We start from the raw sequence: 19,444 nt of genomic DNA, 5'->3' as shown, positions 1-19,444 counted from the left end.
CCGTCAGGGCAGGCGCCCCTGTTCCACCATCCGCCCGAAGCGCTTGAGCACCTGCGTGAGGCTGACCTTCGAGCCGGGCCACAGCAGCGGCCAGACGACCCGTCCGGCGGGCCCGCCGGGCAGGTGGAACCACTCGTGCCAGACCACCTGCGTGCGGTCGCCGGCCAACGGGGTGCATCGCAGTACGCCGGGACCGCGCAGGAGTTTCCCGCAGTGCACGACACCGATCTCGTACGGCGCGTCCACCCGGGTGACCCGCATCTCGTCGTGGAGTGTGAGCGGTCCGACCGTGGTCACCGCCTCGACCAGGCTGCCCTCGTCGCCGTTCCCCTCGACCACCCGTACCCGGGTGAACGGGATCCAGTCCGACTGGCGCTCCCAGGCGACCAGCGCCGCGAAGACCCGGTCGGCGGGTGCCTCGACGATCACGGTCGCGGTGACCTCTGCCGCGCCGGGTTGCGCCGCCTCGCGCAGGTCGTCCGTGCCGTCCGCCGCCGTCACGTCGACTCCGAGCGCACCACCGGGCCGCGCTCACCGACCTGACCGGCGCCCCGGTCCGCCTCGGTACCGCTGTCGCCGCTGCTCGACGGGGCGTCCCCGGCGGCATCTGCCGGCCGACCGTCGGGCCGCTCGGGTTCATCGGCAGCGTCGCCCGATTCGCCGTCCGCGCTGGCCTGGGCCGTCCCGCCGGTCGGGGCGGGCGGGATCTCCGCGGAGCCGGCGGTGGTGGAGCCGGCGCGGTCCGCGCTGTCGGCAGGGGATTCGGCCGTCGGGGTGCCGGGCCGGTCGGCTCCGCCTGTCGGGGTGCCGGTCTGGCTGTCCGTGCCGGGAGCCGAGAGCTGGACGTCGTCCGCACCTGCGGGCGGTGTCGGGTCGTCCTCCGGGACGCCGGGCGGTGGGTCGGCCTGCGCCGGCCGCGCGCCGACGGCCCGCTCGCGCGCGCTGCGCAGCGCTTCTGCGTCGTCGGTGCGTCCCTCGCGCAACGCCACGACCTCCGCCTCCAGCACCTCGATCAACTCCGACTTGTATCCGATGTCGTACGCCGCCCGGCGCATCGCCTGGTCGACCTGGGCCATCCGGTACCCGCGCAGGGCCGTGTCGAACCGGACCTCACCGAGGTCCGACTCCCGTAGGGGGCGGGTGCCGGGCAGCGGCACCGCCGTCCCGTCCGGCTCCGCCGGCACGAGCCCCGGATCCCGACCGGACACCAGCACCGTCACCCCGAACACGACCGCCGCGACGGTCAGCGCCACGACCAGCAGGAGCAGAACCTGACCCATGAACAGATCGTGGCATGCCGAACGGACCGGGGCGACCCCACCACCCCACGGACCGCCAACCCGTGGCCCGGACGGGAACGGCGGTCGGGCGGTCCGGCCAGGCACCGGCTACCGTCGGGGGTCGGCCGAAACGGCCGAAACGGCCGAGACGACCGGGACGACCGGGACGACCGGGACGACCAGGACGACCAGGACGACCAGGACGACCGGCGGCGAGGATCATCGGGAGGCGGGATGGCGGGCGAGCTTCGGCTCGGCGGGCGGTCGTTCGACCCTGGCGAGTTGGTGATCATGGCGATCGTCAACCGCACGCCGGACTCCTTCTTCGACCGGGGCGCGACGTTCACCCAGGACAGCGCGCTGCGCGCCGTGGAACGCGCGATGACCGACGGCGCCGACATCATCGACATCGGCGGAGTCAAGGCTGGCCCCGGGGCCGTCGTCGACGTGGCCGAGGAGATCCGCCGCACCGTCGACACCATCGCCGCCGTCCGGGCCGCCTTCCCCGACGTGGTCATCTCGATCGACACCTGGCGGGCCGAGGTGGCGCTGGAGGCCGTCGCCGCGGGGGCCGACCTGCTGAACGACACGTGGTCGGGCGCCGACCCGACGCTGGCCCAGGTGGCCGCGAAGACCGGTGCCGGGCTGGTCTGCTCACACGCCGGCGGACTGGCACCGCGCACTCGGCCGCACCGGGCCGCCTTCGACGACGTGGTGGCCGACGTGGTCGCGACGGTGACCGCGCTCGCCGAACGAGCGGTCGCGCTGGGCGTACGGCGGGATGGGATCCTCATCGATCCGGCTCACGACTTCGGCAAGAACACCCGTCACTCGTTGGAGACCACCCGGCGGCTGGACGAACTCTCCGGGTCCGGATGGCCACTGCTGGTCGCCCTGTCGAACAAGGACTTCATCGGCGAGACGCTGGACCTGCCAGTCTCCGAGCGGTTGGAAGGCACGCTCGCGGCCACCGCGATCTCGGCGTGGCTCGGCGCGCGGGTGTTCCGCGCACACCAGGTCCGGCCGACCCGTCGCGTGCTCGACATGGTGGCCTCGATCCGGGGTGACCGCCCGCCGACGCTGACCCGACGCGGGTTGGCCTGACCAACCCCACCCGCCGCCGCAACCCGGTGGGCGGGCGCCGCCGTCAGGTCCAGCGCAGGATGTTCTTCCGCCAGGCGTAGAGGATGCCCAGCGCCAGTACCGCCACGAAGACAGCCATCTCGACGACGGTGACCAAACCGAAGCCGGGCCGGTCGAACACCACCGCCCAGGGGAAGAGGAACACCGCCTCGACGGCGAACAACACGTAGAGGTACGCGTAAACGTAGTAACGGATCTGCATCTGGGCCCAGTCGGCGCCGACCGGATCGAGGCCGCATTCGTAGCTGGCCCGCTTGCCGGCCGGCTCGGCCGGGCTGGTGGGACGTAACACCCGGTTGGCCGAGAACGCAGCAGCGAAGAAGAGGACGCCGGCGAGGAGCAGCAGCCCGAGCGTCGCGTACGAGCCCAGGTAACCGGTCACGGTGGATCAGCCTACCGGCTCCGCCCGGCGCCCGCAGCGAACACGGCACGAATGTGCACCCCGCTCACCCTGACGGCACCGGTGGCCGGTGCGCTCGGCCGGCTTCTCGCGGCGAACGCCGTGGGTGATCGGGCCAACGACGGCACGACATCCACCCGACGACCCGACACTCTGGCCAACACCGAACCCCATCCCACATCCGGCGTCGTCCAGCGACATCGAGCGCCGCACATGTCAGAAACGAATGCCTCCCTTGTCAGAAAAACGACGGGAATCCCGAGCCCGCCGAACACCTGCGCAATCTCGAAGGCGGAGAGGCCACCACCTGCCGACGGGCAGTGCCCGGCCCCTCACCGAAACCGGCGATCGGGATTACGGCATGCGCGACCATACAGCCTCAAATCGGTCGCAGGTTCAGCCTTCCGGATCCCATTCGGCGGACCTCTCGAGAAGTTGGCGAGGTGATCCGACGTAGGCTCTCAGTTGAGAAACGACAGCGGGCCGGACAACCACGACAGTGGGTGCGGCCGTGCGCCGAGGAGGTCACGTGGCCGGGCAGGGCGAGGTCATGATCAGGTTTGGCGGCCCGGGCGACCGCGCCGACCGAAGCGAGGTGTGGGCGTGACCAAGCAGATCCGTCAGCTGGACCGGGTGGTCATCCGTTTCGCCGGGGACTCCGGCGACGGCATGCAGTTGACCGGCGACCGGTTCACCTCCGAAACCGCCCAGCTCGGCAACGACATCTCCACGTTGCCGAACTTCCCGGCCGAGATCCGCGCCCCCGCCGGCACCCTCCCGGGCGTGTCGAGCTTCCAGGTGCACTTCGCCGACTACGACATCCTCACCCCCGGCGACGCGCCGAACGTGCTGGTGGCGATGAACCCGGCTGCGCTCAAGGCGAACCTCGCCGACCTGCCGCGCGGAGCCGACATCATCGTCAACACCGACGAGTTCACCAAGCGTAACCTGGCCAAGGTCGGCTACCAGACCAACCCGCTCGACGACGACTCGCTCGCCGGCTACGTGGTCCACCCGGTGGCACTGACCTCGATGACCATCGGCTCGCTGGCGGAACACGAGGTGTCCAAGAAGGATGCTGAGCGAGCTAAGAACATGTTCGCGCTCGGCCTGCTGAGCTGGATGTACTCCCGGCCGTACGAGTCGACACTGCGATTCCTGGAACGCAAGTTCGCAGCCCGCCCGGAGTTGGTCGCGGCCAACGTCGCCGCGTTCAAGGCCGGTTGGAACTTCGGCGAGACGACCGAGGACTTCGCCGTCCGGTACGAGGTCAAGCCGGCGCGGATGCAGCCCGGCACCTACCGGAACATCACCGGCAACACGGCGCTGTCACTCGGCCTGGTGGCCGCCGGAGTCCGGTCCGGGCTGCCGGTCTTCCTTGGGGCGTACCCGATCACGCCGGCGTCGGACATCCTGCACGAGCTGAGCAAGCACAAGCGGTTCGGCGTACTCACCATGCAGGCCGAGGACGAGATCGCCGCGATCGGCGCGGCACTCGGCGCGTCGTACGGTGGAGCGCTCGGCGTCACCACCACCAGCGGCCCCGGCGTCGCGTTGAAGGGTGAGACGATCTCGCTCGCGGTAGCCCTGGAGCTGCCGCTGGTCATCGTCGACGTGCAGCGGGCCGGGCCGTCGACGGGTATGCCGACCAAGACCGAACAGGCCGATCTGAACATGGCGCTCTACGGCCGGCACGGCGAGGCCCCGATCGCCGTGGTCGCCCCGAGGTCCCCGGCGGACTGTTTCCACGCGGCGCTGGAGGCGGCGCGGATCGCGCTGACCTACCGCACGCCGGTGATCCTGTTGTCCGACAACTACGTCGCCAACGGCTCCGAGCCGTGGCTCCTGCCTGACGTCGAGTCCCTGCCGGACCTGCGGATCGAGTTCGCGACGCAACCAAACGGCGAGGACGGCACGACCTTCCTGCCGTACCTACGGGATCCGGAGACCCTGGCCCGGCCGTGGGCTGTCCCCGGCACGCCGGGCCTGGAGCACCGGATCGGCGGTCTGGAGAAGGCCGACAAGACCGGCGACATCTCGTACGACCCGGCCAACCACGACCTCATGGTGCGCACACGCGCCGCCCGGATCGAGGCGATCCCGGTGCCGGACGTCGAGGTCGAGGACCCGGATGGCGACGCCCGGGTGCTGGTGCTCGGCTGGGGCTCGACGTACGGGCCGATCGGCGCTGCCTGTCGAGCACTGCGCCAGCGCGGGCTCGCTATCGCCCAGGCGCACCTGCGGCATCTCGCCCCGATGCCGGCGAACCTCGGCGAGGTGCTGCGGTCCTACGACCGGGTGGTCATCCCCGAGATGAACCTCGGTCAGCTCGCGCACGTGGTCCGCGCTCGGTACCTGGTCGACGCGATCGGCTACAACCAGGTCCGGGGCCTGCCGTTCACGGCGAACGAGCTGGAGACGATGCTGGAAGAGGTCCTGAAGAATGTCTGAGCCCGTCGCCCTCAAGCTCACCGCGAAGGACTTCAAGTCCGACCAGGAGGTGCGCTGGTGTCCCGGCTGCGGTGACTACGCGATCCTCGCCGCCGTTCAGGGCTTCATGCCGGAGCTGAACATCCCCCGCGAGCGGATCGTCTTCGTCTCCGGGATCGGCTGCTCGTCGCGCTTCCCGTACTACATGGACACCTACGGTATGCACTCGATCCACGGTCGGGCCCCGGCGATCGCCACCGGCTTGTCCGCCACCCGGCCCGACCTGTCGGTCTGGGTGGTGACCGGGGACGGCGACGCGCTGTCCATCGGTGGGAACCACCTGATCCACGCCCTGCGCCGCAACGTCAACTTCAAGATCCTGCTGTTCAACAACCGGATCTACGGCCTGACCAAGGGGCAGTACTCACCGACGTCGGAGGCGGGCAAGATCACCAAGTCGACTCCGGTCGGCTCGGCCGACGCGCCGTTCAACCCGCTGTCGCTGGCGCTCGGGGCCGAGGCGACCTTCGTCGCCCGCACGATCGATTCGGACCGCAAGCACCTTCAGTCGGTCCTGCGGACCGCCGCCGAACACGAGGGCTCCGCGTTCGTGGAGATCTACCAGAATTGCAACATCTTCAACGATGGGGCGTTCGACCAGCTCAAGCAGCCGGCCACCCGAGACGATCACTTGATTCGGTTGGAGCACGGTCAACCGATCACGTTCGGCAAGGACGGGCAGTTCTGCGTCGTCCACCCGCCCGGCGGCTTCGGCTTGGAGGTCCGCGAAACCGCGGACACTCCGGCCGAGGAGATCGTCGTGCACGACACCACGGTCGTCGACCCGGCGTACGCCTTCGCGCTATCCCGGCTGCCTGGCCTGGATCTCCGGAACACCCCGATCGGCGTGTTCCGGTCGGTCCAGCGCCCGTCCTACGACAGCGTCGTGCGAAGTCAGCTCGACGCCGCCCGGGCGACGGTCACCGAGACCCCGGAGCAGCAGCTCGCCAGCCTGCTGAACAGCGGCGACACCTGGACGATCGGCTGACCGACCCGCCCGAGGCGCCAGCTCGTCCCACCTGGGCGGGCACGTCGCCGAAAGAGCGCCTGTCTCCTGCGGAAGGGCCACTCTTTCGGCGCGGTGGCGCCTCGTCGGGGAAGGGTGGCGGACGGGCTCAGGCGGCGGCAAGCGGGACACGCTCCGCGGGAGACGCTCCACGAGCTGCTAGGACAGCCACGGGACGGCCGGCAACTGCGTCGACGTTCAGCGAGGTGCACCCACCGGGCGGCTGTTGACTCAGGGTACGGGAGCCGACGTCGGGCGATCGTCACGGACGTGCACGAGCATGTCGCCGGTCTCGATCATCGCGCCCGCCTTGTCGGCCAGGGTGACCACCTTGCCCCTGCGGACCAGGGCGATGACCAGCGTGTCCAGCTCACGTGGCGACCTGCCCACCTCATGTCGCTCCGCCGACCGCATCGCCAGCGCCATGCCCTGGCCAGGGGTGAGCAGGTCCTCCACGACGTCGATCAGTGGCGGCGCCGAGGTGGACAGGCCGAGCAGCCGACCCGCGGTCGCCGACGACACGATCACGTGGTGGGCACCGCTCTGCCTGAGCAGCGGGGCGTTCTCCGCCTCCCGGGCGGCCGCGATGATCCGTACCTGCCCGGCGGTGAGCTGCCGGACGGTCAGCGCCACCAGGACCGACGCGTCGTCACTGTCGGTCGCTATGATCACCGCCTTTGCGGTACGGACGTGCGCCTCGTTGAGGGTCGCCGAGCGGGTTGCCGACCCCTCGATCGCCACCAGACCGGCCGAGGTGGCTTGCCGCAGCGCGGCACCGCTGCGTTCGACCACGACGATCCGGTGCTTCTCGAAGCCGTTCTCCAGCAGGGCGGAGACCGCACTGCGGCCCTTGGTGCCGTAGCCGCAGATGATGACGTGGTCCTTCACGCTTCTCCTCCACCGTGACAGGCGGCGGCCGGTCCGGTACTGCTCGGTCAGTACTTCCAGGGTGGTGCCGACGAGAATGATCAAGAAGATCACCCGGGCCGGGGTGATGTAGAGGACGTTGACCAGCCGGGCCGACTCGGAGACCGGCGTGATGTCGCCGTATCCCGTGGTGGAGAGGGAAACCACCACGTAGTAGAAGCAGTCGAGCAGGCTCAGCTCGCCCTCGTTGTTGGCGTCCCGGTAGCCGCTCCGGTCGAACCAGACCACCGCGACGCTGGCGAGGACGAGACCCAGCGCGGCGGCCAGCCGGAGACTCAGCGCACTGAGCGGGTCGCGCCGTTGCGCCGGAAAGTGGATCACCGTAGGCCCTGCCCGGACTCCGCTGTCGCCTGCACGCCCACAACATAGCGGGTAGCTGGCGGTCCGTACGCCGAGGCCGTGGGACGCCACCGGGATCACCGGGCGGGCATGATGGGGATGACCCCGGACGACGACCACGAAGGCGAGGCGGAGCATGTCCTTGCTGCGACGAGTGATCGGCGGCGTGCTGCGCCGGCTACGCCAGCGGCAGGGCCTCACACTGCGTGAGGTCGCCGCCGCCGCCGGAGTCTCGGTGCCCTATCTGTCCGAGATCGAACGCGGGCGCAAGGAAGCCTCGTCCGAGATCCTGGCGGCGGTCTGCCGGGCGCTGGGGATCCACCTGTCCGAGCTGCTGGAGGAGGCACGTGACGACCTCCGCCGCGTTGAACGGGGTGAGCGGGTGGGGCACGGACCCCGGCCGAACCAGTCCGACCGGGTGCCGGTCGCACGTGCCACGTCAGGTGAGCCGCGGCCACGGTTCGGGTTCCACACCGACGGCCCGACGGCGTGCGGATTCCGCTCGGTGACCACCATCGACTCGTTGCCCCTCCCGGCGACCACTCACGGCTCGTGGCCCCTCCGGGCGATGTCCCCCGAGCGGCCGCTTCACGTCGGCGCCACCCCGGACATGATCGGGCCCCGCCTCGCCGACGGGCCGGCCCGGGCCGGTTCACCGCTCGGTACGAGCGGGCTGCGGGTCCGGCTGATCGCTGCCGCGCCGGCCGGTCGCCCCGTCGCGCGGACCACCGGGGCGCTGGCGCGGCGGCGGGCCCGGACGGGCCGGCGTAGGCTCGCCGCACGCTAGCCGGTTCCGGTTCTTCTGCCCTGGGCCGATCTGCCGCCGGCAGAATCCCTGGGAGCCCGTCCACCAGCGCGCGCAGGCTGGAGGCGCCGGTTCCCCGGGCGCGCGGTCGCCCGCCGGCGCGGTGGAGGTCGGACGCAATGATCAAGATGTTGGACGGCGGGCAGCGCAGCTTCGGCGACCAGGTGTTCGAACGGCTGTTGAAGGAAGGAATCATCTTTCTCGGCACCGAGGTCACCGACGAGTCGGCCAACCGGATCTGCGCCCAGATCCTGCTGCTGGCGGCGGAGGAGCCGGACCGGGACATCACCCTCTACATCAACTCGCCGGGCGGCTCGGTCAGCGCGGGAATGGCGGTGTACGACACGATGCGCTTCGTCCGCAACGACGTGGCCACCCTCGCGCTGGGGCTGGCCGGCTCGATGGGGCAGTTCCTGCTCTGCGCCGGGACGACGGGCAAGCGGTACGCGCTGCCGCACTCGCGGATCATGATGCACCAGCCGTCGGGCGGGATGGGTGGCACCGCCGCGGACATCACCATCCAGGCGGAGAACATGCTTCACGTGAAGCGGACCATGCAGGAGCTGATTGCCGGACACAGCGGACGCACCCTGGACGAGGTCCAGCGGGACTGGGACCGGGACCGCTGGTTCACCGCCGAACAGGCCCGCCAGTACGGCCTCGTCGACCATGTGATCAGCCGGGCCGAGCAGCTCTCGGCGGCGTGAGTCCGGCACCGGCGGTCCGCAACCGCTCGATGAAGCCGGGCTTGTCCACAGCCGTCGCCAGCCAAATGATGGACTGCGACAGGCAGCTCGAGGACGCCGACCCGGTCGAGCCGGTCACGACGCTGCTTGAGAGCGCGGGAGTCACCGTGGTCGGTGAGGAGACGGTGGACGGGGCGCACGGTGTACACCGTCAGCGCTCCGGTGGAGAGCACCTCGATCAGCTGGCTCCCGACAAGCGGGCAGTTGGCCACGGAGCAGTTGGCCGAGCACGGTGTCACGGCGGGCCGAGACATGTTCAAGAACCGCCATCCCCTACCGTCGGCACCTGACTCCGCGAGGGTTGTACCAATCGCCGTGCTCTGCCCGGCCGGGTATTCGTCACCGGCCGGGCAGAATCTCCTACTCGGCTGCGCTGGCCTGCCGTCGGCGCAGTGTACGAATCCACCCCTGAGCAGTGTGCCGCGGCACGCCATAATGATCGGCGACAGCTGCCGCGCTGCCAGCCTGCTGGTAGACCGCCTCAAGGTCATTAGGCGACCGGCGGTACACGCGGCCCTTGTCCCCCGTAACATCCCGCTTCGGGCCAGCCTTCCGCGCGGTACGCGTAGCCGTGCTCCGCGTGGCAGACTTACGCCTGCCTGCTCGGACGCCAGCAGCCGGCGCTTCCGTCCGCGACGCCTGCTTCGGAACGGCGACGCCGGCCGCGACGCCGCCCTCCGACGCGACGCCGCCCTCCGACGCGACGCCGACCCCGGCCACATCGCCGCGGACGGAGCTGGCCGCAGTCGACTCGTCGGCGGTGGATCCATCAGCGGTAGACGTGGCTACCGCAACAGACAAGTCCACCTCGTCGTCGCCGGCCTCCTCGTCGGCAACGGATGCTTTTTGGCCAGCGGGCGCATGGTCCTGAGCAGCAGCAGACGACAGGCCCATCGCCCGCTGCCCGCCGACGGCCGGCCCGACAGCCTTCACCAGCAACTCCATGTCGGCAGCGGGAAGTTGACCCGCCGTCAGCCCGTGCCCCTCACCAGCGCGAACCAGCAGTTCACTGATACGCGCGGTCGTTTCGTTCACCTCGACCCTCAAGGTCGTGGTCGCCTGACGTGGATCGTCCGCGGCGATGGTGATGGTGATGGTATAGGAACTCATAGCTTGCCCTTCTTCACGGTGATGCAGACGCCTGTCACCTCCCGCGTACTACCCACAACGCGGCAGACACATCGGCCTTTCCCGGATGCAGTTCTGCGATCGGCTGTAGAAGCTATCGCATGTCGGTAGCTCCGCGCCCCAACTCGCAGGCGAGGTAGCGACCATTCTCGCCACTCTTTGGCCTGGGCCGGTCTGACAAGGCTGTCCACAAAGGTGGACATGAAAGGAAACGGCGCCTCTCACCTGGCAAACGGGGACTTGCCAAGGTCTCCGCTATCCCATGGAGATACCTGTCACGTGACAGGGTACCGGAACACGACCGAAGTCTACTGCCTGGGCAATACCCGTACGGCGCCGTCCGGGCCGCTGTGCTCCGGCCGGGCTCGAACACCGCCGCAGCCGCCCGGCCGGCCGGCCCCGGTGATCCTTGTACGCGCTGACTCGCCTCAGCGCGTACGCGCGTTCTCCCGTAGACGATCGAAAATGACCTGGCCGACTGGGAGATCCGGTGGCGGTCGGCATAGGTGAGCCAGACCACCTCCTCGAGCTCACTGCTGGGCTGCAGAACTAGAAGGACGCGCCGGTCCGAGACGCCGACGCGAGTGGAGATCACTTGTGCAAGTCCTGATGCGACCATTCTCAGCCCTGTTCAACAACAGCTACCGAGGAGCCGACGCACTGTCCCGAACGTGGGTCGCCGCAGGTCTCGTTACGGCATGCTGCGTGAGGTGGCCGAAAGGAGATCCTGGTGAAGTACCTAATGTTAATCTATGGCAACGAGCATATCTGGAACAGCCCGCCGGCCGACGACCTGAGGACCCTGATCGGCGAGGTCGACGCGTTCAACGAGGCGCTGCGCGCCTCCGGTGAACTGGTGGAGCGCCAGGGTTTGGTTTCCCGGGCTTGGTCGGTCCGAATGGTCGCGGACACGCCGGTGGTTACCGACGGCCCGTACCTGGCGGCGAAGGAGTACGTCGGCTCATACTTCATGGTGAACGTCGACAGTGAGGAACGAGCGTTGGAGATCGCCCAGTCGTACCCCGCCCTGCGCTTCGGCAGCGGCCCGAACGGGGGCGGCCTGGAGGTGTGGCCGCTGATGACCGGCACCGACGGTGACCGCTGACGGGCGACGGCCCGAGTCGCCCGCTCCGACATGTCCGCCGGGGACGCGGTGACCCGCTGCGCGACTTCGCGCCGCAGGGGCTCGGCGCGCTTGTCCACGAGCCAGACCGCGACCCATGCTGTCGGACTCGTTGCTTGTGCGCTGATGGACGACCAGTCTCGCCGAGTTGTCCACCGGCGGCTAAGGCTGGTGGAATCGGGCTGGGCTGCCGGGTCAGCATGCGGCGCCGCCGGTGCTGCCACTCCCACACCGGAGCGGCCACTCCTTGGGGCGGCGGCGTCAGGGTCGTGACTGGCAGGATCGCGTCATCGATGTCGCTGGTGTTCGCAAGCCGGCAGGAGCGGGGCTGGTATTGGGCAAGCTGTAGGAGCGGGCACGATGAGGATCGGGGTCTCCGGGACGCACGGGACCGGGAAGACGACGCTCGTCGAAGCGCTGTGTGCCCGGATGCCGGGTCACCTGGCAATGGACGAGCCGTACCACCTGCTCGAGGAGGAGGGGTACGAGTTCCGGTATCCGCCGTCGCCGGAAGACTATCGGTCGCTGATTGCCCGTTCGGTGCGGAGCCTGTGCTCGCCGCCGTCGCCGTCGCCGTCAGGGACGATCTTCGACCGGACTCCGTTGGACTACCTCGCGTACCTGGCCGCGACTGGCGCGGACCCGTCGGAGGAGGCCGACGATACGGCTCTCCGCGTCGCCTTCGCACACCTCGACCTGCTGGTCATCACGACGATCACGCCCGAGACAGAGCGGGTCCTGCCGGCCACGGAGTTGCCCGGCCTCCGGGCGCGGATGAATGACGCGCTGCTGGAAATGGTCTACGCAGATCCGCTGAACGCCTGGGTGGACACGCCGGTGTTGGAGCTGAGCGGCCCGCTGCACGACCGGCTGGACATGGTCCTCGGCGTCGTAGAGCGGCTCGGGCAACCGGGCCCGGGGTCGGCACGCGGGTAAGGCCGGTCACTGGCCGACCTGCGCCCGGCGCCGCCGGAGCAGGCCCGCAGACGGCGGGCGGCCCCACGAGCGTTCCGCTCGTCGGCCTCGCGGCCGTCCGGCGGATCCTGCCACCGGGAACATGCACCGCCGGCCGAGGACGCGAACGGCAAAAGCTCATCGTTACCCTGCCGGAATGGATGTCGAGAAGCGCCTGCGGCGCACCCGCGCCTGGCTGTGGACCGTCGTGGTGGGACTGATCCTGAGCGGGGTGACCGCGTTCCCACTCGACATCGAGGTGCGCTGGCTGCTGCGGGCCATCAACCCGCTCGCCGACCAGATGCCGGCGCTGGTCGCCTGGGTTGAACGGGTCCACATCGGCTTGGTCGAGACCGGAGACCGCTACCCGTTCATGCGATACGGGACCGACTGGCTCGCGTTCGCTCACCTGGTACTCGCGGTGGCGTTCTGGGGGCCGCTACGTGACCCGGTGCGCAACGTCTGGGTAGTCCAACTCGGCATGATCGCCTGTCTCGGAATCGTGCCGCTGGCGCTGATCTGCGGACCGGTCCGGGAGATCCCGTGGTTCTGGACGGCAGTGGACCTGTCCTTCGCTGTCGGAGCGTTCCCACCGCTGTGGTTCGCCTACCGACACATCCGGGCAATCGAGGCGCAACAGGCCAAGCCGGCAGACCAGGCCCACTCGTCGACGCCCAGGACCCCCGCGTCGGCTCGCCCGTAGCAGAGGATCACCGACGAGGTGAACGGCCGCCCAACACCACTGGCGTGCCGAGCCCCGGCAAATCGACGCCAGAAGTGCGCGCCATCCCCGGGCGACCAGGCTGACCTGTTCGGGCCTCCTCCCGGTCGCGACGGTAACAGCGACCAGGTCGGCATTGCGCGGGAACTCGGCGCCCACCCGACCGTGGAGTTGCATCCGGTGACATCGCGGTGGTCGGTGGGCTACGTCAGCCCGCCACCCGACGGGCAAGCAGGGCCCCGAGCAGCGCCGACCCGGCGGCGATCGCCAGCGCACCGGCGTAGCTTCCCGGGCCGGGCACCTCACTCGCGGCCAGCAACGCACCCGTCAGGGCCAGGACGCTCGCGGCGAAGAGAGAGTCGCTCAACTGCAGCGACGAGCTGTTGCGGCCCTGCTCTCCCGGATTGGACAGCTCCAGGGTGAGCACCGACAGCGAGGGGTAGAGCAGACCCATCCCAAGCCCGGCACCCGCCCACCCGAGGACAGCGACCCACACCGGCACGGCCGGCACCAAAGCGGACGCCACCACGACCGTCCCGGCCGTGACGCACGTGAGGCCGGCCCTCGGCAGCATCGCGCGCGACCGGGGCGTCGGAATCCGACCCTGCGCCCACGAGCCCGTCGACCAGAAGACCGCACCAACGGTGAGGACCATCCCGGCGGCGGTGGGCGACAAACCCCGTTCCCGGGTGAGCATCAGCGGAATCACCACCTCGGCGGCGACGAACGCGGCGGACGCCAGCCCGCGCAGACCGATCACGGTGGGCAGACCCCGCGCGGCCCGGAGGAACCCGGCCGGCAGCAGCCGAGGCGCGCTGACCAGCAGGCCGGCCAGCGCCGAACCGACCAGCGCTCCGGCGGCGAGCCCACGCTGCTGCCCTCCGACGTGCAACAGCGCGGAGCTCGCCGCCGCCGCACCGGCCCAGCCGAGCCGGGTCAGCGCTCCGGACGGACGACCCGCCGGCGCTGCCGTACCGATCGCCCGCAGACCCGGATGGATCAGCAGTCCCGCCGGCACTGCCACGGCGGGCACCGCCAGGAAAACCCACCGCCAGCCGAGGTGCTCGACGACCAGGCCGGCCACGGCCGGACCGACCAGCGACGGTACGACCCATGCCGACGCGAACGCGGCGAAGATCCGCCGGTGCAACCGCTCCGGGTACGCCCGGCCCACGACCACGTACAGCGCCACGGAGAGCAGGCCGGAGCCGAACCCCTGGACGACCCGACCGACCACCAGGGCCGTCATAGACGTGGCGCTCCCGGCCACCACCAGGCCCACCACGAACCACCCGAGTCCGTGCCACACCGGCGCGCGCGGTCCCCGCATGTCCGACCACAGGCCGGACAGCACCATGGCGAACACCCCCGCCGCAAGGGGGCCACCGAACGCGATGCCGTAGTGGGCGATGCCGTCGAGGCTGCGCGCGACGGTCGGCATGGCGGTGCCGACGGCCAACGCCTCAAACGCCAGCAGAGAAACCAGCGCCACGCTGCCCACCGTCACCGGCCGCAGATGCGGCGCGGACAGCCCTCCGTCCGGCACGGGCAGAGCCGAGGGCGTCACCGTGTCGTTCATCCGGCGCCCCGAACGTCGGGCGCCGGGCCCACCGCCAGTCGGCGGACCCGGCGCAGTTCGCGGCCCGCCCGGGGCCGCCAGTCGATCAGCACGACTCTGCTGCCGAATTCGTGACACGCCGTCGGGATCGTTCGTACTGGCCGGTTACGGGGTCATGATCCCTGTTCGCGGTCGTGTTCCTTCCGTCGGTGGCTGCGGGATGGGGTGTACGGGTGTCGATGCGGCCGCGGTCGCGGGTCCAGATTCCTGATCAGACGGTGCTGGTGGCCCGCGCGGCGTTCCCGAACGGCAGCGTGGCGATATCAGCGCGTGACCACCTGGGTGAGGTGTTCACCGACGAACAGTTCGCTGCCGCGTTCGGTGTCCGGGGCGCTCCGGCCGAATCGCCGGGCGCCTTAGCGCTGGTGACCGCGTTGCAGTTCGCGGAGAACCTGACCGATCGGCAGGCCGCGCGGATGGTCGCCCGGGCGATCGACTGGAAGTACGCGCTCGGCCTGGAGCTGACCGATCCCGGCTTCGACGCCAGCGTGCTGTCCAAGTTCCGTACCCGGCTGGTCGAGCACGGCCTGGAAGAACAGGTCTTCACCGCGATGCTGACCGTGTCGACCGGCAAGGGCCTGATCGCGGCTGGTGGTAAGCAGCGCACCGATTCCACTCACGTGATCAGCGCGGTGCGAGACCTCAACCGTCTGGAGGTGGCCGGCGAGTCGGTACGGGCCTGCCTGGAAACGTTGTCGGTGGCCGCACCGGACTGGCTGGCCACCGCTATCGACGTCGGCGAGTGGGCGCACCGGTACGGGCCACGCATCGATTCCTGGCGGCTACCCGCCTCGCAGGCCAAGCGGGACCGCCTCGCCCAGGTCTACGGCACCGACGCCGTCGCCCTGCTGCGCGCGGTGTTCGCCCCTGCCGCCCCGGTCTGGCTGGCCGAACTGCCCGCGGTGCGGACGCTGCGCACCGTGCTGGTGCAGAACTATCTGATCACCACCGACAGCAGGGGGCGGGAGGTGATCCGGCGGCGGGAGGCGGACACGGACGGTCTCCCGCCCGCCAGATCCCGGATCACCTCCCCGTACGACACCGACACCCGGTGGGCCGCAAAAGGCGACGACCTGTTCTGGAACGGCTACAAGGTCCACCTGACCGAGACCTGCGACCCCGACACCGAGCACGGCACCACCAGCGACCACGACGGCCAGACCGGTCCCCGGCCGACACCGAACCTGATCGTCAACGTGGCCACCACGGCGGCCACCGTCCCCGACGTGAAAGCCACCACCGGCATCCACCAGCACCTGCACGACCGCCGGCTGCTGCCCGCCGAGCACTACCTCGACTCCGGCTACCCCTCAGCCGACACCATCGCCACCGCGCAGACTTTCGGCGTCACCATGGTCACCCCGGCCCTGCTCGACCAGTCCGCCCAGGCCCGTGCCCGCACCGGCTACGACAAGACCTGCTTCACCATCGACTTCGACACCCGGCAGGTCACCTGCCCCCAAGGACACACCAACACCTCCTGGAGCCCCACGGTCCAACGCGGCACCGAGGTCATCGTGGTCAAGTTCCCCACCACCACCTGCGGCCCGTGCCCCGCCCGCGCCCAGTGCACCACCGCGAAACGCGGCGGCCGGCAACTCACCTTCTACCCCCGCGACCTCCACCACGCCCTCACCGCTGCCCGCACCCGACAGACCAGCGACAGCTGGCACGACAAGTACAAGCTGCGCGCCGGCGTCGAAGGCACCATCAACCAGGCCCTCGACATCACCGGCATCCGCCACACCCGCTACCGCGGCCTCGCGAAAACCCGCCTCCAACACGTGTTCTCCGCGATCGCCCTCAACCTCGTCCGACTCCACACCTGGTGGACCGACCACCCCCTACCAACAGCCCGGACCAGCAACCTCCAACGCCTCGATCACGCCCTCGCCGCCTGAACCGAATTGGGCAGCAGAGTCCAGCACCCGTCCAAACTGCGACCTCAACCATGGTTGAGGTCAAGCGTGACGCCGGTCGCTCGGGCACACTTGAGCGCCTTCCCCGACGCCCTGGCCAGTCCAGACACGTGCTGGTCGGCGAGCAGGTGACCGGCGGCGGTCGCCAACGCCCTCGTGCTCACCACCTGCTGCGCGACACACCGACGAGATCATTCGACCCCCGGACACCAGAGATCGAGGATCGGCCATGGACGGGGTTCGGCAACATGGCCCGGCAGGGTTACCGCGGTCCGCTCGGTAACCGAGTCTCGTTGTTGCTCAGCCGCGCACCTGCCGCGACCGTCTCCTCGGCCGGTTCCTGCCACAGCGACTCGTAGGCGTCGAAGGCGTTACGCACGTCGCCGTGCTCACCCAGGCAGCGCGCCAGCACCACGGCGCCCTCCAACGCCATCGACGCGCCCTGTGCGGTGGCCGGTGACGCCGCGTGTATCGCTCCGCAGCGGCAGTTGCCGTAATCGTCAGGGTCTAGTGAAAGAGAGTCGCCCAACGGACACACCGGGAAATGCTCGACGCGCGCCAGCTACCTCCGCCACCGGTCGCGGCCGGTCCGAGGTACTGGTAGCCGCGATTCACGCTCTCACCCCGCACGGCCCCGAAGTTGCTCTCACGCCGCGAGCCGCGCGCTGGCCTGTTCTCGCCGGTAACCCGGGGTGACACCGGAGGCGGCTGCGCTGGTGGCTCCGGTTTCCGGAAGCGCGCTTTGCCAAACGCCCCAACCTCCGGAAGTAGCCTTCCGGGCCGCGAGAGCCGGAACGTGCGCTGCCGTTGCAGGTGCCACCCGGCGACGGGCACCGACGGGCGGGTTCCGCGAGCGAGATCGGACTGTTGGTGCAATCCGACACCGTTCTCAGCTCCGGGTGAAGCGGTGAGCCGAGCGTCCGTACCCGTGGGTAGGGACGGGCCCTGACTGGGCTTCACTCCCTACCCACGGGTCGTGCTTCAGGCCTTCTTCTGTCGGCCGACCGGGATGTTGAATCCTTGCTCGCGTAGCTGGTTGGCCCAGTTGCTGATCGTGCCAATCGACTTGCCGTACTTTTCGGCGAGTGCTTTGAACGAGCCGGCGACGGCGAGGTCGGCGAGGTACTGCTCACCGCTGGGCCGGTCTCCTCGACGGCCCAGCGGTGCCTCTACCGGCTTCACGGCCGTAGCGGACTTTGCCGCCCTGGCGGCCCGACGGCCGGTCGCCTGCGCTGGCCGGCCTCGCTTGGACCGCGGCACCGGCACCGGCGCCGGCTCGGTGACCGGCTCCAGCTCGGCGCTGACCTCGGGTTCAGCCGCGGCCACCGGTTCGACGGCGGGCGTCGGTGCTGCGGTCTCCTCGTCCAGCTCGGCCGCCGCGTACTCGGCCATAACCTCCACGACGCCGTCCCTGGGGGTGATGTCCGCCGGCACGTGCGCGACCGGCTTCACCGGCGCGGCCGACTCGTCCACCGCCGTGGGAGCGCCGCTGGCGTCCGCGAGCGCCGCCGACAACCAGGCGATGACGCGTTGTTGCGCACCCGGGTCGAGCGGGGACAGCAGCTCGTACGCGACTTGCATCGCCTGGAGTTCTCGGAAAGCCATGCCTTCTCCACCTCAATGTTGCGGTCAGGGGAACAGCGGCATCGTAAAGCCAGACGCGATAAGCGTTGCACGTGGATGACCAGCACGATAACACCACGAACTGATGAGCACATCTGCCGGGAGTGTTGCGCGCTGGCAGGATCCCGGGAACATCGCCATAGCCGGGTCGGAGTCGTACGCGAACTCCGCCGACCAACTGGCCCACCGCCGAGCAGCGCGAACATTGATCGGCGCATAGTGCGCCGAGGGGGCCTGAACCACACCCGCTGCCGCCCAGAGCGACCACGGGGAGCCGCCCTGGGCGACGGTTCGGTGAACAAAACGATCGATCTCGGTCGCCAGCAACCGATCGAGCGGATCGGCGAGGCACCCGACCGGACCGTCATGTTTGGCCTCTCGGCCCCGCCGACCGCTATCGACCGGCGCCACCGGCTCCTCGATACGGTCGACGTCGATTTCCGCCCGTATTGGCAACGAGTTTCTGAGCCATTCTCGTGCGGGCGCGATCCGCTGTGCCGACATGAGCCGCCGTAGGCAGCACCAGCCGTCGCCCACGCTGGCAAGGCCCGGTCCACGTCCCTGTCAACCAGCCGGGCAACCGAGAACATGCCGGGTCCGCCGGCGACCGAGCCCTGCCCTCCTCACGGCGTCATGCCACCCGTCTCCCGGCTCCGGTCGCAGCGGGGCGCGCTATCAGACCGGCGTCCGAGCCAGCTTGCCAACAAGGGGGTCTGCTGCACCGGGAGGTGACGGGTGTAGTCACGCGGCCTGACTGGCCGGTGGGTGCATGATGGTCTCGAATTCAACCTGCCTGGCTTCAACCGGTCGTTGCAACGCCTGCTGGTTGGAGTGACCGTAACTGCTCGTCGAGAGCTTCGGCGGGCGTCTTGAGCGCCGCCGCGTCCTTGGATGTAGAGCGCCTCGTAGATCGCCTCGTGGCTGATGCGCATGTCCTCATCGTCGGGGAAGTCGACGACCAGCCGTCGACTAATCTGCTCCGGGCTCCAGGCCGTCGCCCAGCGGCGGTCTGCGCGGTACGGCTTGTTCAGCCCTTTCCAGGTCGTCGGAGGGCCTGCGGCAGCTGTCCCGTCGGGGTGGCGCAATTGGCCGCTCAGCCGTGTCTGCACGTACTCCTTCAGCCGCGGGTTGCTCGCCAGCTTCGCCGGCTTGGGCCGCCGCGCGGCGACCTTTTCGGGAGACGATTCAAAATCGCATCGATAGATGCCGAGGCCCTGATCAG

At 69.8% G+C, this 19,444-nt stretch carries 18 protein-coding genes and 3 pseudogenes; 10 read left to right on the top strand and 11 right to left on the bottom strand.

The annotated features are described in order from the left end of the window. Positions 1-3: 3 nt before the first annotated feature. The gene (locus tag QTQ03_RS23115; protein ID WP_289279855.1) at positions 4-501 is read right to left on the bottom strand and encodes an SRPBCC family protein; all 498 of its coding nucleotides are present in this window, start codon (positions 499-501) and stop codon (positions 4-6) included. After that, the gene (locus QTQ03_RS23110; protein ID WP_289279854.1) at positions 498-1,280 is read right to left on the bottom strand and encodes a DivIVA domain-containing protein; all 783 of its coding nucleotides are present in this window, start codon (positions 1,278-1,280) and stop codon (positions 498-500) included. Before QTQ03_RS23110 ends, QTQ03_RS23115 begins: the two co-directional genes overlap by 4 nt. A gap of 234 nt (positions 1,281-1,514) precedes the next feature. Here QTQ03_RS23110 and folP point away from each other — a divergent pair, with 234 nt between their 5' ends. Beyond that, entirely contained in the window at positions 1,515-2,384 is an 870-nt protein-coding gene (folP, locus tag QTQ03_RS23105) for a dihydropteroate synthase (protein ID WP_289279853.1), read from the top strand. A 43-nt stretch (positions 2,385-2,427) separates the two neighbouring features. Here the strand turns inward: folP and ndhC are convergent, their stop codons facing one another. After that, a complete protein-coding gene (gene ndhC / locus QTQ03_RS23100; RefSeq protein ID WP_289279852.1) occupies positions 2,428-2,805 on the bottom strand; it encodes an NADH-quinone oxidoreductase subunit A in 378 nt (125 codons plus the stop codon). Between the two features lie 621 nt (positions 2,806-3,426). On the opposite strand from ndhC, the gene QTQ03_RS23095 reads away from it, so the two are divergent. Together QTQ03_RS23095 and QTQ03_RS23090 are read left to right on the top strand one after the other, a co-directional pair. Next, complete coding sequence (locus QTQ03_RS23095; protein WP_289279851.1) at positions 3,427-5,274, top strand: 2-oxoacid:acceptor oxidoreductase subunit alpha; 1,848 nt, start codon at positions 3,427-3,429, stop codon at positions 5,272-5,274. After that, positions 5,267-6,301 (top strand): 2-oxoacid:ferredoxin oxidoreductase subunit beta, encoded by a 1,035-nt coding sequence (locus QTQ03_RS23090; RefSeq protein WP_289279850.1) that lies wholly within the window; start codon positions 5,267-5,269, stop codon positions 6,299-6,301. The genes QTQ03_RS23095 and QTQ03_RS23090 overlap by 8 nt, the downstream gene beginning before the upstream one ends. Before the next feature lie 249 nt (positions 6,302-6,550). Here the strand turns inward: QTQ03_RS23090 and QTQ03_RS23085 are convergent, their stop codons facing one another. Further along, the gene (locus tag QTQ03_RS23085; RefSeq protein ID WP_289279849.1) at positions 6,551-7,567 is read right to left on the bottom strand and encodes a potassium channel family protein; all 1,017 of its coding nucleotides are present in this window, start codon (positions 7,565-7,567) and stop codon (positions 6,551-6,553) included. Between the two features lie 154 nt (positions 7,568-7,721). On the opposite strand from QTQ03_RS23085, the gene QTQ03_RS23080 reads away from it, so the two are divergent. Both QTQ03_RS23080 and QTQ03_RS23075 read left to right on the top strand, forming a co-directional pair. Then, positions 7,722-8,372: a helix-turn-helix domain-containing protein gene (locus tag QTQ03_RS23080; protein WP_289279848.1), complete on the top strand. Its 651-nt coding sequence runs from the start codon at positions 7,722-7,724 to the stop codon at positions 8,370-8,372. Positions 8,373-8,509: 137 nt separating this feature from the next. Further along, positions 8,510-9,097, top strand: a complete 588-nt coding sequence (locus tag QTQ03_RS23075) for a ClpP family protease (RefSeq protein ID WP_289279847.1) — start codon at positions 8,510-8,512, stop codon at positions 9,095-9,097. Positions 9,098-9,496: 399 nt separating this feature from the next. Here the strand turns inward: QTQ03_RS23075 and QTQ03_RS23070 are convergent, their stop codons facing one another. Next, positions 9,497-10,246, bottom strand: a complete 750-nt coding sequence (locus tag QTQ03_RS23070; protein ID WP_289279846.1) for a hypothetical protein — start codon at positions 10,244-10,246, stop codon at positions 9,497-9,499. Positions 10,247-10,692: 446 nt separating this feature from the next. After that, positions 10,693-10,811, bottom strand: a pseudogene (locus tag QTQ03_RS30430) (DNA mismatch repair protein MutT); the annotation flags it as partial. Positions 10,812-10,994: 183 nt separating this feature from the next. Here QTQ03_RS30430 and QTQ03_RS23065 point away from each other — a divergent pair. The 3 genes from QTQ03_RS23065 (at position 10,995) to QTQ03_RS23055 (ending at position 13,044) form a co-directional block, all read left to right on the top strand. Next, the gene (locus tag QTQ03_RS23065; RefSeq protein ID WP_289279845.1) at positions 10,995-11,369 is read left to right on the top strand and encodes a YciI family protein; all 375 of its coding nucleotides are present in this window, start codon (positions 10,995-10,997) and stop codon (positions 11,367-11,369) included. 378 nt (positions 11,370-11,747) lie between these two features. Further along, positions 11,748-12,323 carry an AAA family ATPase gene (locus QTQ03_RS23060; RefSeq protein WP_289279844.1) on the top strand — a complete coding sequence of 192 codons (576 nt, stop codon included), beginning with the start codon at positions 11,748-11,750 and terminating at the stop codon, positions 12,321-12,323. Between the two features lie 175 nt (positions 12,324-12,498). Next, complete coding sequence (locus QTQ03_RS23055; protein WP_289279843.1) at positions 12,499-13,044, top strand: hypothetical protein; 546 nt, start codon at positions 12,499-12,501, stop codon at positions 13,042-13,044. Between the two features lie 226 nt (positions 13,045-13,270). On the opposite strand, the gene QTQ03_RS23050 is transcribed toward QTQ03_RS23055, so the two are convergent. Beyond that, positions 13,271-14,641: an MFS transporter gene (locus tag QTQ03_RS23050; RefSeq protein ID WP_289279842.1), complete on the bottom strand. Its 1,371-nt coding sequence runs from the start codon at positions 14,639-14,641 to the stop codon at positions 13,271-13,273. A 218-nt stretch (positions 14,642-14,859) separates the two neighbouring features. Here QTQ03_RS23050 and QTQ03_RS23045 point away from each other — a divergent pair, with 218 nt between their 5' ends. Further along, positions 14,860-16,581: an IS1182 family transposase gene (locus tag QTQ03_RS23045; protein WP_289280931.1), complete on the top strand. Its 1,722-nt coding sequence runs from the start codon at positions 14,860-14,862 to the stop codon at positions 16,579-16,581. Between the two features lie 44 nt (positions 16,582-16,625). On the opposite strand, the gene QTQ03_RS23040 is transcribed toward QTQ03_RS23045, so the two are convergent. The 3 genes and pseudogenes from QTQ03_RS23040 to QTQ03_RS23030 form a co-directional block, all read right to left on the bottom strand. Beyond that, positions 16,626-16,763, bottom strand: coding sequence for a hypothetical protein (locus QTQ03_RS23040; protein WP_289279841.1), 138 nt, complete (start codon positions 16,761-16,763; stop codon positions 16,626-16,628). A gap of 98 nt (positions 16,764-16,861) precedes the next feature. After that, positions 16,862-17,074: pseudogene (locus QTQ03_RS23035) on the bottom strand (FAD-dependent monooxygenase); the annotation flags it as partial. 506 nt (positions 17,075-17,580) lie between these two features. Beyond that, positions 17,581-18,204, bottom strand: coding sequence for a hypothetical protein (locus tag QTQ03_RS23030; RefSeq protein WP_289279840.1), 624 nt, complete (start codon positions 18,202-18,204; stop codon positions 17,581-17,583). Between the two features lie 312 nt (positions 18,205-18,516). Between QTQ03_RS23030 and QTQ03_RS23025 the strand changes: the two genes are divergently transcribed. Then, positions 18,517-18,738 carry a hypothetical protein gene (locus QTQ03_RS23025; RefSeq protein ID WP_289279839.1) on the top strand — a complete coding sequence of 74 codons (222 nt, stop codon included), beginning with the start codon at positions 18,517-18,519 and terminating at the stop codon, positions 18,736-18,738. A 362-nt stretch (positions 18,739-19,100) separates the two neighbouring features. Here the strand turns inward: QTQ03_RS23025 and QTQ03_RS23020 are convergent. Then, positions 19,101-19,388 (bottom strand): annotated as a pseudogene (locus QTQ03_RS23020) (IS30 family transposase); the annotation flags it as partial. Positions 19,389-19,444: the final 56 nt, after the last annotated feature.

Source organism: Micromonospora sp. WMMA1363 (genome assembly GCF_030345795.1).
Taxonomy (GTDB): Bacteria; Actinomycetota; Actinomycetes; order Mycobacteriales; family Micromonosporaceae; genus Micromonospora.
Note: the sequence above shows the minus strand (reverse complement) of the source record. Positions and strands in the feature narration are given on the sequence as shown.